Raw genomic sequence first — 14,728 nt, 5'->3', positions numbered from 1 at the left:
GGAAGGCTATGGCGAAGGCGCCGAGCCCAGCCGCTTACACTTTCCGTGGAATTGCTCCAGGGCGTTATTTCGGCCTGATGAGGCGCGTGAAATGGCCCATCTTGCGGCCGGGGCGCGACTCGGCCTTGCCGTAGAGATGCAGCATCAGATCGGGCTCGTTAAGCAGCGCCGGCACCTTCAGCATGTCGTCGCCGATCAGGTTTTCCATCACGCAGTCAAAATGCCGGGCGGGCGAGCCCAGCGGCAGGCCGGCGACGGCACGGATATGCTGCTCGAACTGCGAGATGACGCAGGCGGCTTCCGTCCAGTGGCCGGAATTGTGCACGCGCGGCGCCAGCTCGTTGGCCAGAAGCGAACCGTCGGCAAGCACGAAGAACTCGACGCCGATGACGCCGACATAGTCGAGCGCGGACAGGATTTTCGCGGCCGCGTCCTTGGCGGCGGCCACCGTTTCCGGGCGGATGGCGGCCGGCAAGGTCGAGCTGCGCAATATGCCTTCGCTGTGGACGTTTTCGGCCGGATCGAAGGCGGCAACGGTCGCGTCGAGGCCGCGCGCGGCGATCACCGAAATCTCGCGCTCGAAAGCGACGAGCGATTCCAGGATGAGCGGCACATTGCCCATCGCATCACAGACGCCGGCAAAGCCGGCCGTTTCCATGTTGCGGAAGACGCGCTGGCCCTTGCCGTCATAACCCATGCGGCGGGTTTTCAGCACGCCGCTGCCATTGAACACCTTGAGGGCCTCGGTCAGCTGATCATCATTGTCGATCGGGCGGAATGCCGCCGTGGGAATGCCGATGCTGTTGAGGAAGCTCTTCTCGGTGACGCGATCCTGCGCCACTTCGAGCGCGCGTGCCGGCGGATAGACCGGAACCTTTGCCGCGAGCGTTTCGGCGGCGGCGACCGGGACATTCTCGAATTCATAGGTGACGACGGCGCTGGCGGCGGCCAGGTCGGCGAGCGCTGCCGGATCGTCATAGGCGGCGACGATCTGGCGGTTGGCGACCTGTGCGGCCGGGCAGTCGGCCTGCGGTTCCAACACGACGATACGGTAGCCGAGACGCGCTGCGGCCATCGCCAGCATGCGGCCGAGCTGGCCGCCGCCGATGATGCCGATGGTCGAACCGGGAGCCAGGCTCACGGCGCGTCCGTCGGCTCGGTGGCGACCTTGGCGGTTTGGGCCGAACGCCAGGCGTCGAGCCGAGCGGCGAGCTTGTCGTCGTTCAGCGCCAGCACGGCGGCGGCGAGAAGGGCGGCGTTGGCTGCACCCGCCTTGCCGATGGCCAAAGTGCCGACCGGGATGCCGGCCGGCATCTGCACGATGGAGAGAAGCGAGTCCTGGCCCGACAGCGCCTTGGACTCGACCGGAACGCCGAACACGGGTAGCGGCGTCATCGCCGCCGTCATGCCGGGCAGATGCGCCGCGCCGCCGGCGCCGGCGATGATGACCTTGAAGCCTGCGGCCTTGGCGCCCTTGGCGAACTCATAGAGGCGGTCGGGCGTGCGGTGCGCGGAGACGATCAGCCTCTTGTGCGGGATGCCCAGCGCTTCAAGCGTTTCCGCCGCCTGGCGCATCGTCGCCCAGTCGGACTGGCTGCCCATGATGATGGCGACGTCGGCACGCTGATCGGTCAAGGGTTCGCTCCCGGCGGCAAAGGCGCGCCTTAGCGGAATTCGCTGGCAGCCGCAAGGATTGTCGACGCCGCGAACCTAGTCCGGCCAGCGCAGCGAGCCCGCCGAATCCTTGCGGGCGATCTTCATCGCATCGGCGGGACGCTCCTTGGCCGTCAGCACGGCCCGCAGCTGCTCGGCGACGATTTCGGCCTCGCCCGGATGCAGGTTGCAGGGGTCGAGGAAGAAATGGCCGCGCTCGACCTCGTGGTTGCGCACAATGACCGGCGGCGAGCCGGCGGCCAGTGCCGATGCGAGGCCGGCGGCGGTGAAGCGGCTTTCCGGCCGCACGTAGACCTGCAGGCGGTCGAGCGGATTGCTGGTCGGGTCGGGAATGATCTCAGCACCGACGCCGGGAATGCCTTGCAGGGCATCCTTCCAGAGATTGAGCGCCGCCTCCTCGCGCCGGCGGATGCCGGCGTGGTCGCGTTTCTCCCAGGCGTCGAGCGCGGCCATGGTGCCGGCAATGCTTTCCTTGCCGACCTTCATGGCGCGCGCCACGCCGCGGTTCTGCAGATAGGCTGCGCGCACCAGGTCTTTCCGGCCGGTGACGATGCCGCTGGTCGGGCCTGAAAGGAATTTGTGGCCGCTATAGACGACGATGTCGGCGCCGCGCGCCAGGAAGCTGCGCAGATCGTATTCCGAAGCCGCGTCGACGATCACCGGCACGCCCTTGGCGTGGCAGATCTCGCAAAATTCCTCCAGCGAAAGCATGCCGTATTGCACCGTGTGATGCGCGACGACATAGAGGGCTGCCGCCGTGCGCTCGTTGATCGCCTCGCGCACGTGATAGTCCTGGGTGACGCTGACGGTTCCCGACGGAATGACCTTGGCGCCGGCGACACGGATCGACTGGTCGATCGGCGCACCATAGTTGACGATATGGCCGAGCTGGATGACAACTTCCGACTTCAGCCCTTCGGTGTCGTCCGGCAGCCGCTCGATCGCCAGCAGGTTGGTGCCGGTCATCGCGCCGGCGATCGCCATGGTGATGCCCGAGGCGCAGCAAGCGGTGATGAAACCGGCCTCGCCGCCGGTGAGGCGTGCGACGACCGCGCTCGCGGCGCGCTGCAGATCGTCCATCTCCACCCATTGCGAAGCGATCTCGGCCATGGCGCTGATCGCCTCGGGAACGATGATCGAAGCGCCCAGCGTCGTCATTGTGCCGGAGACGTTGATGATCGGTCTCAAGCCGAGGCGCTCGCGGATCGTGGTGTTGGAGCCGGCGTCAGAATAGGTTTTCATGTGAATGGACTCCGTTAAATCAGGCCGCGATCTCGACGACCGCTTCGATTTCGACAGTGATGTTGCGTGGCAGTGAGCCGACGCCGATCGCCGAGCGGGCATGGCCGCCGATGTTGTCGAAGACGTCGGCGAAGAGGTCGGAGCAGCCATTGACCACTTTGGGGTGTTCGCTGAAGGTCGGGGTCGCGTTGACGAAGCCGAGCAGTTTCACCACGCGCACGATGCGGCCGAGATCGCCTGCCGCCGCATGCATGACGGCGAGCAGATTGAGGCCGGTGAGGCGGGCATGCTCATAGGCCTGCTCGACGGTGACGTCGTCGCCGACCTTGCCGGTGCAGAGCGTGCCGTCGGCGCGAAGCGGGCCCTGTCCTGAAAGAAAGATCAGCCGGCCGCTTTCGGCATGGGTAACGAAATTGGCGATCGGCATCGGCGGCTCCGGCAGTGTCAGGCCGAGTTCGGCGAGCCGTATGTAAGGCGACATGGAAGGGTACTCCTTGGATGGCTTAAGGCCATCCGCTTTCAGAAATGCGAGGCGCGGAAGCGCGCCAGAAATGTGCGGAGGCGCTCATTGGTGGTCTCCGCGGCAAGGACTTCCTTCGGCGGTCCAACGGCCGAAACGCCGCCATCGGCCATGAAGACGATGCGGCTCGACGCATCGCGGGCGAAGGCCATCTCGTGCGTCACCATCACCATGGTCATGCCGTCCTCGGCGAGGCTGCGCACCACCGCCAGCACCTCGCCGACGAGCTCCGGGTCGAGCGCCGAGGTGATCTCGTCCAGCAGCAGGATCTTCGGTTCCATGGCGACCGCGCGGGCAATGCCGACGCGCTGCTGCTGGCCGCCGGACAATTCGGCCGGCAGGCTGTCGGCCTTGTGGGCGAGGCCGACGCGGCCCAGCCAATGCTCGGCGATCGAGCGCGCCTCCGTGCTGCTCTTGCCGCGCACCTTGGTGAGGCCGAGCATGATGTTGCCGGCCGCCGTCAGATGCGGGAAAAGATTGAAGCTCTGGAACACCATGCCGGTTTCGGCGCGCATCGCGGCCAGGTCGCGCTCGCTGCGCCGCTGGCGCGTGCCGGAGTCGCGAGCAGGGCCGGGGCGAAAACCGACTTCCTTGCCGTCGATGCGGATCGAGCCACTGTCATAGCTCTCAAGGAAGTTGACGCAGCGCAGCAGCGTGGTCTTGCCGCTGCCGGACGGGCCGATGACGGTGACCACCTCGCCCTTCGCAACTTGCAGGCTGACCGAGCGCAGCACCTCGACCGAGCCGAAGGATTTCGAGACCTCGGCAATATCCAGAAGTGCTGGGCTGTCGTTCGAACTTTTGGCCATCGCGTTAGTCCCGGATGAAAGCGAAGCGCCGTTCCAGCCGCCGGCTGGCGTATGAAAGCGCGTAGTTGACGGCGAAATAGATCAGGGCGCCGAGGATATAGAGCGGCATCGCCTCATAGGTGCGGCCGATGACCTGGTTGATCGCCTGCATCAGATCGGTGATGCCGAGAAGCGACACCAGGGCGCTGCCCTTCACCGCGTCGGTGACGCCGTTGATCCAGGGCGGCAGGAAGCGTCGGAAGGCCTGCGGGAAGATGACGTAGGCAAGGCGCTGGCGGAAGGTAAGGCCGATCGCCATCGCCGCCTCCGACTGGCCCTTCGGGATGGAAGCGACGGCGCCGCGCAGATATTCGACGACCTGGGCGGTCTTGAACAGCGTCAGCGCCAGCACGGCGGCCCAGAAGGACTGGAGGTGCACGCCGATCGCCGGCAGGCCGTAATAGACGAAGAACATCAGCACCAGGATCGGAATGCCGCGGATGGTGTCGCTGAAGATGCGCACCGCCCAGCGCACCGGCGCGGGGCCATAGACGAGGCCAACGCCGAGGATGACGCCGGCGATCAGCGACAGCACCACGACGAGGAGGGATACCCACAGCGTCAGCGCGAAGCCTTCGGCGAGGAACGGCAGGGCATAGGCGATCTGGCCGAGCATCTCAGCGTGCCGTCCTGAACCGACGCTCGACGAGGCGGAGCGCAAAGAGAAGAGCGTAGCCCGTGACCAGATACATCGCCGTCGTCACCAGGTAGACCTCGACGATGCGGAATGTGTTGAAGTTGATCCACTGGGCGCCGTAGGTGAGCTCGGGCACCGAGATGACCGAGGCAATCGAGGTGTCCTTGAACAGCGAGATGAAGGTGTTGGACAGCGCCGGCAGCGTGATGCGCAACATCGTCGGCAGGCGCACATGGATCAGCCGCTGCCATGGGGTAAGACCGATCGCCTTGCCGGCGTCGAGCTGGCCGCGCGGCACGGCCTCCAGGCCGGAGCGAAACACCTCGACCAGATAGGCGCCGCTATAGACCGATAGCGTGACGACAAACGAGGTCTGCGCGCTATAGGCAAGGTCGACGACGGTCGGCAGGCCGTAGAAGACCAGATAGACCAGCAGGATCAGCGGCACGTTGCGGATGAACTCGACGTAAGCCGCGATGATGGCGCGCACGACGCGCCCGGCCGAGACATACCAGACTGCCAGCACCAGGCCGATGACGATGCCGATGGCGATCGAGATGACGGCAAGCTCGAGGCTGAGCAGCAGGCCGCCCCACAGCTTGTCGAAATGCCGCCAGATCAGGTTGAAATTGAGCGTATAGCCCATGCGTCCATCTCAATGGCTCGCGGTGACGAACGATCTCTTTGTTTGACGCAATTTCAGACGGAAAACCGCTTCACACTTTTCCTGAAATTGCTCTAGGATTCGTCATCCGCATGGCCGGTGTCGAGGAGAAACAGGCGGAAGAGCGCTTTACCGCGCGCTTCCGCCGGCCTGGTCAGATGACCGGGAAGCCCGGATGGCGTGGCGGCGGCTCCTGGCCGAAATACTCCTTGAAGGCGGCGTCGTAGAGCGCCGTCTCGTGGCCGAACATCGCAATGGTGAAGGTCTGGTTGACGAAGGTCAGCCAGTCGAGATCGCCCTGTCGGACGGCAGCGCCGTACAGCATCGAGTACCAGCTCTTGCCGGCGTCGAAATATTTGTCCGGATTGCGCGAGGCGAGCCAGCGCACCGTCGACAGATCGACCGCAGCGGCGTCGGCGCGTTTCGATTCCAGCGCCTGCAATACGTTGGCCTGGGTGTCGATCTGCAGCACCTGCGCCTGCGGCAGGGCGAAGTGCACCGAGCTCTCGGCGTCGACATTCTGCAGGATCGAGATGCGGGTGGCGGCGCCGTTCGCCAGGAGCTTGTCGAAGGTCTTGTTCTCGGAGCCAGGCAGCGTGAGCAGCGCGACGCCTTCGACATAGTAAGGCCGCGAGAAATGGATCAGCTGCGAGCGCTGCGCCGTCATGGTCATGAACTGGATGGTGATGTCGACCTTGTTGGTCGTCACGTTCGGGATGCGCTGCGCCGGATCCTGGGTGACGAACTCGACCTTGGTCGGGTCGTCGAAGAGGCCCTTGGCGAGGATGCGGCCCATGGTGATGTCCATGCCGACCAGCTCTCCGGCATCGTTCTCGAAGTGCCACGGCGCATTGGTGCTGCCGGTGCCGACGATCAGCTTGCCGCGATCGAGCGCGGTGCGCAGCACGCTGTCGGACGCAGCCTGCGCCGCCGCCTTCTCGGCGCTGACTGCGGTGAGCGCGCCGGCGGTGGCCAGCCCCGCCATACCCAATTTCAGAAAATCACGTCTTCCGGATGTGTCGTTCACGGCGACCTCCTTTCGTGTTGTGTTCCCCTTGTGAATACACGCGCCGGCAATCGACAAAGCATTTGTCTCTTACAAGAGACGTGTGTATCCTGTACAGGACAGATACTAACACCAGGAATGAGCAATGCAAGATAGTGAAACGTTGACCGGGTCGCCGGGCGAAGGCGCGGACGAAGAGCGGCCGGCGGGCTCGCGCGAGAAGGGCCTCAACAGAGTCTTGAACATGCTGGAATTCCTGCATGCCAACCAGCGCGCGATCGGCATCGGCGAGCTGGCCAAGGGGCTGAATGCCCCGCGCTCGACGACCTACACGCTGGTGCGCGAACTGGTCGAAGCCGGGCTGCTGGAAATGGCCGGCGACGGCAACCGCGTCTATTTCGGCAAGAAGCTCTATCTCTATGGAATGGCCTATATGCGGGGCAATGATCTGCTCAGGCGCGGCCGTCAGGAGGTCGACGCGCTGTCGCGCGAGACCGGCGAGACGTCGGAACTCTGCATGCTGCAGAGCGGCCGTTACACGATCATCCATTCGAGCCCGGGCACAAGGCCGTTCCGCATCAGCTCGGCCACCGGCCTGCAGATCCCGCTGCCCTGGACAGCCTCCGGCCGACTGCTGCTTGCCGGCCTCGACCGAGGCCGGATCGAAGCGATGGTCTCTGAAGACGATCTCGTGCTGCCCGACGGCCGCAAGCTCCTGCTCGACGATTTCATCGACGACATCGCGCGGGCTCGCGTCACCGGCTATTGCGTTACGTCAGGCCTGGTCGATGCCTACACCAAATGCCTTGCGGCGCCGGTGTTCTCGGCCCCTGGCACGGTCGAGGCGACGATGTGCCTGGTGGTGCCGATCGACACATCCGGGGAGCGGACCGACGAACTCGTTGCCGTGCTGCGCGAGCGCGCGGCCAGGCTTTCGATCTCTTAGAGCGTTTCACCGTTTTACTGAGACGGCAAACCGCTCTATCCCTTTGTTTTTATGCAATTCCGAACGGAAAACCGCTCACACTTTTCCTGGAATTGCTCTAGCGAGTGAGCTTTGCTCTAGGCGATGATGTCGGGAATGATGCGGTCTTCCAGCGCCGACAGCCGGTCTTTCAGCAGCAGCTTCTTCTTTTTCATGCGCTGGATCTGAAGCGGGTCGCAGCCCGTGGCGATCATCGCGTTGATGGCGGCGTCGAAATCGGCGTGTTCTTGTTTGAGCCGGGAATATTCGAGGCGTATTTCAGCCTGTTCCTGTTCGGACATTATCTACCGTTTAGCGTATGCATCGCCCAATCGGGCTGTTTGGGCGGGACCGGTTGGGTTGTCTGTTGTGGCCGGCGCGCGGCTCATATCACATTTCACTTTGCCGTGGAATGCTACCACGTGGCATTCGACATCGAGATCGCTTGGTGGCAAACTGTCATCGTGCCGTCACAGTCGCAACCTGCGGTGGAGGCGACCGCGACGGCTGCAATCGAGGAAACCATGAAAGGGAGAACCAATCATGTCTCTTGCATCCCATCTTGATGAGTTGCAGCGGAAACACGGTGACATCGAGCGCGAGCTCACCGATGCGATGAACCATCCTTCGGTCGACGACCTCGAAATCGTGAATCTCAAGCGACGCAAGCTGGCAATCAAGGACGAGATTGAAAAGCTGAAGGGTAGCCCAACGACACACTGAAGCTCTTCCAGGCACCATCACCGCAACCCGCCGCGGTGAGACTGCCGGTGGCAAGAAATGCCACCGGCGCGGTGCTTTTTAACTGAAATCGATGGAAAGTTCGGTCGCAGATCTTGCGGTCGGCAGACTCGGCGTTTTTCGCACGGCGGTCGCCGATTTGCCGGCCTTGCCCGCCGCTTGCCATTGACAAGCCATCTTTGCTCCGCCACCTCATGCCCGGAACTCCCAGATGAAGGCGGCCGGCATGACCGGATATTTTTCCTCTCCCTTCCCGCGGCGCACGTCGGTCGGCGTATCGGTCGGCGGCGTGATCGTCGGCGGCGGCGCGCCGGTCGTCGTGCAGTCGATGACCAACACCGACACCGCCGACGTCGACCAGACCGTCGCCCAGGTCGCGGCGCTGCATCGCGCCGGCTCGGAAATCGTGCGCATCACGGTCGACCGCGACGAGAGCGCGGCGGCGGTTCCGCGCATCCATGAGCGGCTGCTGAGGCTCGGTATCGAGGTGCCGCTGGTCGGCGACTTCCACTATATCGGCCACAAGCTTCTGGCCGATCATCCGGCCTGCGCCGAGGCGCTGGCCAAATACCGCATCAATCCCGGCAATGTCGGCTTCAAGGACAAGAAGGACCGGCAGTTCGCGGCGATCGTCGAGATGGCGATCAGATATGACAAGCCGGTTCGCATCGGCGTCAACTGGGGCTCGCTCGACCAGGAGCTTTTGACCCGGCTGATGGACGACAACCAGGCGAAGGGCTTTCCGCTTACCGCGCAGGAAGTGACGCGCGAGGCGATCGTGCAGTCTGCGATCCTGTCGGCCGAGATGGCGGAAGAGATCGGGCTTGGTCGCGACAAGATCATCCTGTCGGCCAAGGTCAGCGGCGTGCAGGACCTGATCGCCGTCTACACCGAACTCGCCACCCGCTCCGACCATGCGCTTCATCTGGGTCTCACCGAAGCCGGCATGGGCACCAAGGGCATCGTCGCCTCTTCCGCGGCGATGGGCATCCTGTTGCAGCAGGGCATAGGCGACACGATCCGAATCTCGCTGACGCCGGAGCCGAATGGCGACCGCACCCGGGAGGTGCAGGTGTCGCAGGAATTGCTGCAGACCATGGGCTTCCGGCAGTTCGTGCCGATCGTCGCGGCCTGCCCCGGCTGCGGGCGAACGACGTCAACCGTATTCCAGGAACTCGCCCAGAGCATCCAGGCCGATATCCGCAAGAACATGCCGGTGTGGCGCGAGAAATATCCGGGCGTCGAGAACCTCAAGGTCGCGGTGATGGGCTGCATCGTCAACGGTCCGGGCGAATCCAAGCATGCCGATATCGGCATATCCTTGCCCGGCACCGGCGAGACGCCGACGGCGCCCGTCTTCATCGACGGCAAGAAGGCGGCGACGCTGCGCGGTCCGTCGATCGCGCAGGATTTCGAGAAGATGGTCGGCGACTATATCGAGCAGCGCTACGGACACGGCAAGGCAGCGGCCGAGTAGGCCGATGCCGCTTTTGCCGCGCGCGACGCTGATCCTGATCTGCGTGCTGATCCTTGCCGCTCAAGCGCTGGCGGACCCGCCGCAGTCGCGGTCCGCCGGCAAACGGCTGATCAACCGTGTCTGCGATCTGATCGAGACCCAGGCCCTGGAGAGCGGACTGCCCAGGGATTTCTTCGCCCGGCTGATCTGGAAGGAAAGCCGCTTCGATCCGAACGCGGTCAGCCCGGTCGGCGCCGAAGGCATCGCGCAATTCATGCCGGGCACCGCCAAGATGCGCGGTCTTGCCGATCCCTTTGACATCGAGCAGGCCATTCCGGCTTCGGCGAAATATCTCGCCGAGATGAAGGCCGGCTACGGCAATCTCGGGCTTGCCGCCGCGGCCTACAATGCCGGCGAGAACCGCGTGTCGCGCTGGCTGAGTTCGGGCGGCTTCCTGCCGATGGAGACGGAAAGCTATGTCTTCGACGTCATGGGCGAGCCCGTCGACAAGTTCTCGGACAAGTCCTATGCCGGGACCGTCCAGCCGCTCGATCCCAAGATGAGCTTCGCGGTTGCCTGCCGCCGGTTGCCGGTGATCATGTCGCGAACCGTCGCCATGGCCTCGATCAACGTCAAGCCGTGGGGCGTGCAGGTGGCGGGCAATTTCCGCCGCTCCGCGGCGATCGGCCAATGGCTGAAGGTCAGGGGCCGGTTCCCGGCCTTGCTCGCCAGCCATGACCCGGTGGTGAGCCGGGTGCGCACGCCGATCGGCCGGCGCGGCATCTACGCGGTCAGGATCGGCGCCAACTCGCGCGGCGAGGCCGACGGCATCTGCAACAAGCTGCAAAGCGTCGGCGGCGCCTGCGTGGTGTTGCGCAACCGTTGATGCCGGGGCGTGCGCGCGCCACATCCAGCAGACATTCAGCTTGTAGCGACATGCATTCCTTGCAGGGGCTCGAGCTTCCCCTGCCGCCAACAACGCCGGTAGCCAATTGCTAATGTTGCGACGAGAATCTGCTTGTCAGGGCGGCGGCGGTTAAATCTTAATGCGCCTTGCGGTAGTAAGGGCGGGGTCAGTTATTTCCGCGCGTATTTTTATTCGCGGTCTTACAAGGGAGGCAGCATGCCGGAGGGGAATTTCCTTAAAAGGGTTGTCGGCGAGCTCGAAACGCCGCGCACCAAGCGACCGTTCGGCTCCGGTTGGCTGTCCGGCTCGATCGCATTGCTCGCCGGTATCACCGCCCTCCTGATGGTCATCGTGTTGCGCTACCCGACGCTGACCTCGATGCCGGACCTGGCGCCCATCCACCAGATGCTGTTCTTCAAGCCGGTCCTCTATTTCGTGCTTATCTCCGGCTACATCCTGGCCATCCTGAGCATGATGCTGCGAAGGGAAAAGACGCTCGGCGCGGCGGCGATGGTCACCGTGCTCCTGGCCTCGCTCATCGGCATGCTGCCGGCGCGTCACGAGCTGCGGATCGAAGGGGTCTTCTTCGGCCTCGACTTCTTCATCCTGAACGCCCTGTTCATGGGGGTCCTGTTCGTTCCGCTGGAGCGCATTTTCGCCCGCAACAGGGCTCAGACAGTGTTCCGCGACGAATGGCGCGAAGACCTGTTCTACTATCTGGTCTCCTCGCTGCTGGTGCAGATACTGACCTACCTGACGCTCGCGCCGTCCAATTTCGTCAACGCGCAAGGCGGCCTCGGTTCGGTGCGTGCCTGGGTCCACGACCTGCCCTGGATCGTGCAACTGCTGGCGGTGATGTTCCTGACCGATCTTGCCCAATATTGGGTGCATAGGGCTTTCCATCGCATCCCGTTCCTGTGGAATTTCCATGCCGTGCATCATTCGGCCAAGTCGATGGACTGGATTGCCGGCGCGCGGATGCATTTCCTGGAAATCATCGTGCTGCGCAGCCTGACGGCCACGCCGATGTTCGTGCTCGGCTTCGATGAATCGGCGATCCAGACCTATATCCTGATCGTCTACGTCTATTCGTCCTTCATCCATTCCAACATCGGAACCAGTTTCGGCCCGGTCGAAAAGGTGCTGGTGTCGCCGCGCTTCCATCACTGGCATCACGGCCTCGAGAAGGAGGCGATCGACGTCAACTTCGCCATCCATTTCCCGTTGCTCGATCGGCTGTTCGGCACCTATCACCTGCCCGAGGGACGCTGGCCAAAGGGCTATGGCATTCATGGCCATCCGGTGCCGAAAGGATATTGGCGGCAATTCCTCTATCCGTTCCGGCGCGCGTAGAAGCTCGAAAACAAATATTCAGAGTCGGCGGGACAGCACCCCCCTGTCCTGCCGGACATCTCCCCCGCAAGGGGGGAGATCAGATGTCGCGCCGGCCTTCGCCGATCGCCAACGTTGCAAGGCCGGGCGAAGCGCCGAAACTGCCAATCTCCCCCTTGCGGGGGAGATGGCCGGCAGGCCAGAGGGGGGTTGGCGGGAACTCGGCAGTCGATCCTATCGAGAGCCGCCCTTGTTCGGCAGAACGCTCAAGCCGTCTTCGCCGCCACGGTCTCGCTGAGCCAGGTGCCGATCTTGGCGCCGAGGCGGTCGGGCGAGACAGGCTTCGGCAGATAGTCGTCCATGCCGGCTTCGATGCATTTTTCGCGGTCGCCCTTGAGCGCATGCGCGGTGACGCCGATGATCGGCGTGCGATTGCCGTTCTGCTGTTCGATCGCACGGATGGCGCGGGTCGCCTCATAGCCGTTCATCTCCGGCATGGAGACGTCCATCAGCACCAGGCGGGGGCGCAGCGAGCGGTACATCTCGACCGCGGTACGGCCATTGCCGGCGATGCGGTAGCTGAGACCGAAACCGTTGAGGATCTGGCCGAAGACCAGCTGGTTCACGTCATTGTCCTCGGCGATCAGGATGTCGATCGGGCCGCTCGGCGCCGCCGTCGATTCCAGCGCTGCGGGCGTGGGAACCGCCGGGCCGCGGATAACGGTGAAGGCCGGCGGGGCCGCCTGGGCCGCGACCGGCTCGCGCACAAAATGCGCCTTCGCGCCCTGCGTGCGCGCCTTCTGGATGGCGGAGATCACCGTGCCCAGCAGCACCGCCGAGCGCGCCGGCTTGGTGAGATGCGCGACGATGCCGAAATCGATCACCATCCTGCCGAAATCGACCTGGTCGACCGAGGTCAGCAGCACCACCGGGATGGAGGAGAGGCGGCTGTCGGCGGCGATGGCCCTGGCGACATCGGCGCCGTTCATGCCGGGCATCTGGTAATCGAGGATGATGCAGTCGACAGAGGCGCCGAGCTGGCAGGCGCGGTCGAGGAAGGCGAGGCCGACCGCGCCGCTTTCGGCGGCCGCGCAGTCGAAGCTCCAGCTTCTGAGCTGCTCCAGCAGGATGTCGCGGTTGACAGGGTTGTCGTCGATGACCAGCACCCGGGCGCCGGTGACGTCGACCGGCACGAGCTCGTCGCGCGACTGCTGGTCGTGCGCCGGCAGCGGCACGGCGAACCAGAAGACGGAACCGCGGCCAATCTCGCTTTCGACGCCGATCTTGCCGCCCATCAGGTCGACAAGCCGCGCGCCGATGGCCAGGCCAAGCCCGGTGCCTTCGTGGCGGCGGGTCGAGGAGCCGTCGACCTGGGCGAATTTCTCGAACACGCTTTGCAGTTTCTCGGCGGGAATGCCGATGCCGGTGTCCTCGACGCGGACCTTGAGCTGGACCACGCCATCGACGACGTCGCCGCCGACATCGACCAGCACATGGCCCTTCTCGGTGAACTTGACGGCGTTGCCGAGCAGGTTGGTGACGATCTGGCGGAAGCGCCCGGCATCGCCGACGACGAAGGCCGGCAGGCGCGGGTCGACGCGCACGATGAGCTCGAGGTTCTTTTCGGCGACACGCGCCGACACCAGCGTCGCCACGTCCTCGACCGCTTCCGCCAGGCGGAAGGGGGCGGGGTCGAGCGTCAGCTGGCCGGCATTGATCTTCGAGAAATCGAGGATGTCGTTGATGATGGTGAGCAGCGCGTTGCCGGATTTGACGATGACGTCGGTGAAAGTCTTCTGGCGCGGCGTCAGCTCCGTCTTGGCAAGCAGCTCGGCCATGCCGAGCACGCCGTTCATCGGCGTGCGGATCTCATGGCTCATATTGGCGAGGAATTCGGATTTGGCGCGATCGGCGGCCTCGGCCTTGAACAAGGATGCGGCGGTCTCGGCGAAGGCGCGCCGGATCGCATTCTCCATCGGCCGGAAGATCAGAGCCGCCGCGATGGCGAGCACGGCGAACAAAAGGCCGCTCGCCCATAGCAGCAGTCGGTCGTTTGAAGCATCGGCGAGGCGGCGCTCCTCGTCGAATGCGGTGCGCACCTTCACCAGCATCGGCTGAGCGAAGAGGTCGTTCTGGTTGCGGATCTCGCGGTAGCTCCACTCGTCGACCTTCTGGGCGACCGCCATCAGGTTGAAGTTGCGCACCATATCGCGCGCCGACCAGAACAGGTCGTCATTGACCGAGGCGGTGTCCAAGGCGTTGAGAGTGTTCTTCGACAGGCGCGGCCTTATCGCGGCAAGCTGGGCGTTCAGGATGCCGATCTCGGCCATCAGGCGTTCGGAATGGCCGCGCGCGGCGGTCGCCAACGCGTCGCGTGTCTCGCTGCGCCAGGCGGTGCCGGTCGTCTCGGCGAAATTGGTGGCGTTGCGCAGGTCGCGGGCAAAGATGACGAAATTGCCGCTGAGGGCATCGACCTCGTGGCGGTACGAATTCACACGGTTGAGCGCGAACATGACGGCGGCCGAGGCCAGCGCGAAGACAAGCAGTCCCGAAATGTAGCGGATCCGGATCGACCGGATGAAGGAAGAATATTCCGGCATGCGCAACCCCAACACATACGCACAATTTTAATGGTCGGGATTACGCTTGATTTACATTAAGATTTCGTTGGTGCGCGGGCCCCTTGGTTTCGGCAAGACGCGTGCGGTGCCTCCGCATCGGCCGGGCTGACGAAGGG

Annotated in this window: 15 protein-coding genes; 5 read left to right on the top strand and 10 right to left on the bottom strand. The window is 64.2% G+C overall.

Going from position 1 to position 14,728, the window contains the following annotated elements; translation table 11 throughout:
• Positions 1-64: 64 nt before the first annotated feature.
• From WDX12_RS06525 to WDX12_RS06490, 8 genes are all read right to left on the bottom strand, one after another.
• A complete protein-coding gene (locus WDX12_RS06525; RefSeq protein WP_434724309.1) occupies positions 65-1,141 on the bottom strand; it encodes a 5-(carboxyamino)imidazole ribonucleotide synthase in 1,077 nt (358 codons plus the stop codon).
• On the bottom strand, positions 1,138-1,635 hold the full coding sequence (gene purE / locus WDX12_RS06520; protein WP_320216736.1) for a 5-(carboxyamino)imidazole ribonucleotide mutase: 498 nt from the start codon (positions 1,633-1,635) through the stop codon (positions 1,138-1,140). Before purE ends, WDX12_RS06525 begins: the two co-directional genes overlap by 4 nt.
• A 75-nt stretch (positions 1,636-1,710) precedes the next feature.
• Complete coding sequence (locus WDX12_RS06515; protein WP_320296496.1) at positions 1,711-2,916, bottom strand: aminotransferase class V-fold PLP-dependent enzyme; 1,206 nt, start codon at positions 2,914-2,916, stop codon at positions 1,711-1,713.
• A 19-nt stretch (positions 2,917-2,935) separates the two neighbouring features.
• On the bottom strand, positions 2,936-3,397 hold the full coding sequence (locus WDX12_RS06510) for a RidA family protein (protein WP_320296497.1): 462 nt from the start codon (positions 3,395-3,397) through the stop codon (positions 2,936-2,938).
• 38 nt (positions 3,398-3,435) lie between these two features.
• Entirely contained in the window at positions 3,436-4,245 is an 810-nt protein-coding gene (locus WDX12_RS06505; RefSeq protein WP_320296498.1) for an amino acid ABC transporter ATP-binding protein, read from the bottom strand.
• Positions 4,246-4,249: 4 nt separating this feature from the next.
• Entirely contained in the window at positions 4,250-4,900 is a 651-nt protein-coding gene (locus tag WDX12_RS06500; protein ID WP_320296499.1) for an amino acid ABC transporter permease, read from the bottom strand.
• Position 4,901: 1 nt separating this feature from the next.
• Positions 4,902-5,567, bottom strand: coding sequence for an amino acid ABC transporter permease (locus WDX12_RS06495; RefSeq protein ID WP_434724308.1), 666 nt, complete (start codon positions 5,565-5,567; stop codon positions 4,902-4,904).
• Between the two features lie 172 nt (positions 5,568-5,739).
• Positions 5,740-6,612, bottom strand: coding sequence for a transporter substrate-binding domain-containing protein (locus WDX12_RS06490; protein WP_430699264.1), 873 nt, complete (start codon positions 6,610-6,612; stop codon positions 5,740-5,742).
• A gap of 124 nt (positions 6,613-6,736) precedes the next feature.
• Here WDX12_RS06490 and WDX12_RS06485 point away from each other — a divergent pair, with 124 nt between their 5' ends.
• Positions 6,737-7,537, top strand: coding sequence for an IclR family transcriptional regulator (locus WDX12_RS06485; protein ID WP_434724307.1), 801 nt, complete (start codon positions 6,737-6,739; stop codon positions 7,535-7,537).
• A 116-nt stretch (positions 7,538-7,653) separates the two neighbouring features.
• Here the strand turns inward: WDX12_RS06485 and WDX12_RS06480 are convergent, their stop codons facing one another.
• Complete coding sequence (locus tag WDX12_RS06480; protein ID WP_320230990.1) at positions 7,654-7,857, bottom strand: YdcH family protein; 204 nt, start codon at positions 7,855-7,857, stop codon at positions 7,654-7,656.
• A 241-nt stretch (positions 7,858-8,098) separates the two neighbouring features.
• On the opposite strand from WDX12_RS06480, the gene WDX12_RS06475 reads away from it, so the two are divergent.
• From WDX12_RS06475 to WDX12_RS06460, 4 genes are all read left to right on the top strand, one after another.
• Positions 8,099-8,278: a YdcH family protein gene (locus WDX12_RS06475; RefSeq protein WP_027166662.1), complete on the top strand. Its 180-nt coding sequence runs from the start codon at positions 8,099-8,101 to the stop codon at positions 8,276-8,278.
• A gap of 244 nt (positions 8,279-8,522) precedes the next feature.
• On the top strand, positions 8,523-9,773 hold the full coding sequence (ispG, locus tag WDX12_RS06470) for a flavodoxin-dependent (E)-4-hydroxy-3-methylbut-2-enyl-diphosphate synthase (RefSeq protein ID WP_434724306.1): 1,251 nt from the start codon (positions 8,523-8,525) through the stop codon (positions 9,771-9,773).
• Positions 9,774-9,777: 4 nt separating this feature from the next.
• A complete protein-coding gene (locus tag WDX12_RS06465) occupies positions 9,778-10,638 on the top strand; it encodes a transglycosylase SLT domain-containing protein (RefSeq protein WP_434724305.1) in 861 nt (286 codons plus the stop codon).
• 237 nt (positions 10,639-10,875) lie between these two features.
• Positions 10,876-12,012, top strand: coding sequence for a sterol desaturase family protein (locus WDX12_RS06460; RefSeq protein WP_320296504.1), 1,137 nt, complete (start codon positions 10,876-10,878; stop codon positions 12,010-12,012).
• Between the two features lie 245 nt (positions 12,013-12,257).
• Here the strand turns inward: WDX12_RS06460 and WDX12_RS06455 are convergent, their stop codons facing one another.
• On the bottom strand, positions 12,258-14,591 hold the full coding sequence (locus WDX12_RS06455; protein WP_434724304.1) for a response regulator: 2,334 nt from the start codon (positions 14,589-14,591) through the stop codon (positions 12,258-12,260).
• Between the last annotated feature and the right edge of the window lie 137 nt (positions 14,592-14,728).

The organism is Mesorhizobium sp. RIZ17 (assembly GCF_051127865.1).
GTDB lineage: Bacteria > Pseudomonadota > Alphaproteobacteria > Rhizobiales > Rhizobiaceae > Mesorhizobium > Mesorhizobium humile.
The sequence above is the reverse complement of the archived record's forward strand: the minus strand, read 5'-3'. Positions and strand labels throughout refer to the sequence as shown.

Coding starts and splice junctions, on each gene's coding strand:
- WDX12_RS06515 (WP_320296496.1), bottom strand. CDS start 2,916: ATGAAAACCTATTCTGACGCCGGCTCCAACACCACGATCCGCGAGCGC.
- WDX12_RS06510 (WP_320296497.1), bottom strand. CDS start 3,397: ATGTCGCCTTACATACGGCTCGCCGAACTCGGCCTGACACTGCCGGAG.
- WDX12_RS06505 (WP_320296498.1), bottom strand. CDS start 4,245: ATGGCCAAAAGTTCGAACGACAGCCCAGCACTTCTGGATATTGCCGAG.
- WDX12_RS06500 (WP_320296499.1), bottom strand. CDS start 4,900: ATGCTCGGCCAGATCGCCTATGCCCTGCCGTTCCTCGCCGAAGGCTTC.
- WDX12_RS06495 (WP_434724308.1), bottom strand. CDS start 5,567: ATGGGCTATACGCTCAATTTCAACCTGATCTGGCGGCATTTCGACAAG.
- WDX12_RS06485 (WP_434724307.1), top strand. CDS start 6,737: ATGCAAGATAGTGAAACGTTGACCGGGTCGCCGGGCGAAGGCGCGGAC.
- WDX12_RS06480 (WP_320230990.1), bottom strand. CDS start 7,857: ATGTCCGAACAGGAACAGGCTGAAATACGCCTCGAATATTCCCGGCTC.
- WDX12_RS06475 (WP_027166662.1), top strand. CDS start 8,099: ATGTCTCTTGCATCCCATCTTGATGAGTTGCAGCGGAAACACGGTGAC.
- ispG (WP_434724306.1), top strand. CDS start 8,523: ATGACCGGATATTTTTCCTCTCCCTTCCCGCGGCGCACGTCGGTCGGC.
- WDX12_RS06465 (WP_434724305.1), top strand. CDS start 9,778: ATGCCGCTTTTGCCGCGCGCGACGCTGATCCTGATCTGCGTGCTGATC.
- WDX12_RS06460 (WP_320296504.1), top strand. CDS start 10,876: ATGCCGGAGGGGAATTTCCTTAAAAGGGTTGTCGGCGAGCTCGAAACG.
- WDX12_RS06455 (WP_434724304.1), bottom strand. CDS start 14,591: ATGCCGGAATATTCTTCCTTCATCCGGTCGATCCGGATCCGCTACATT.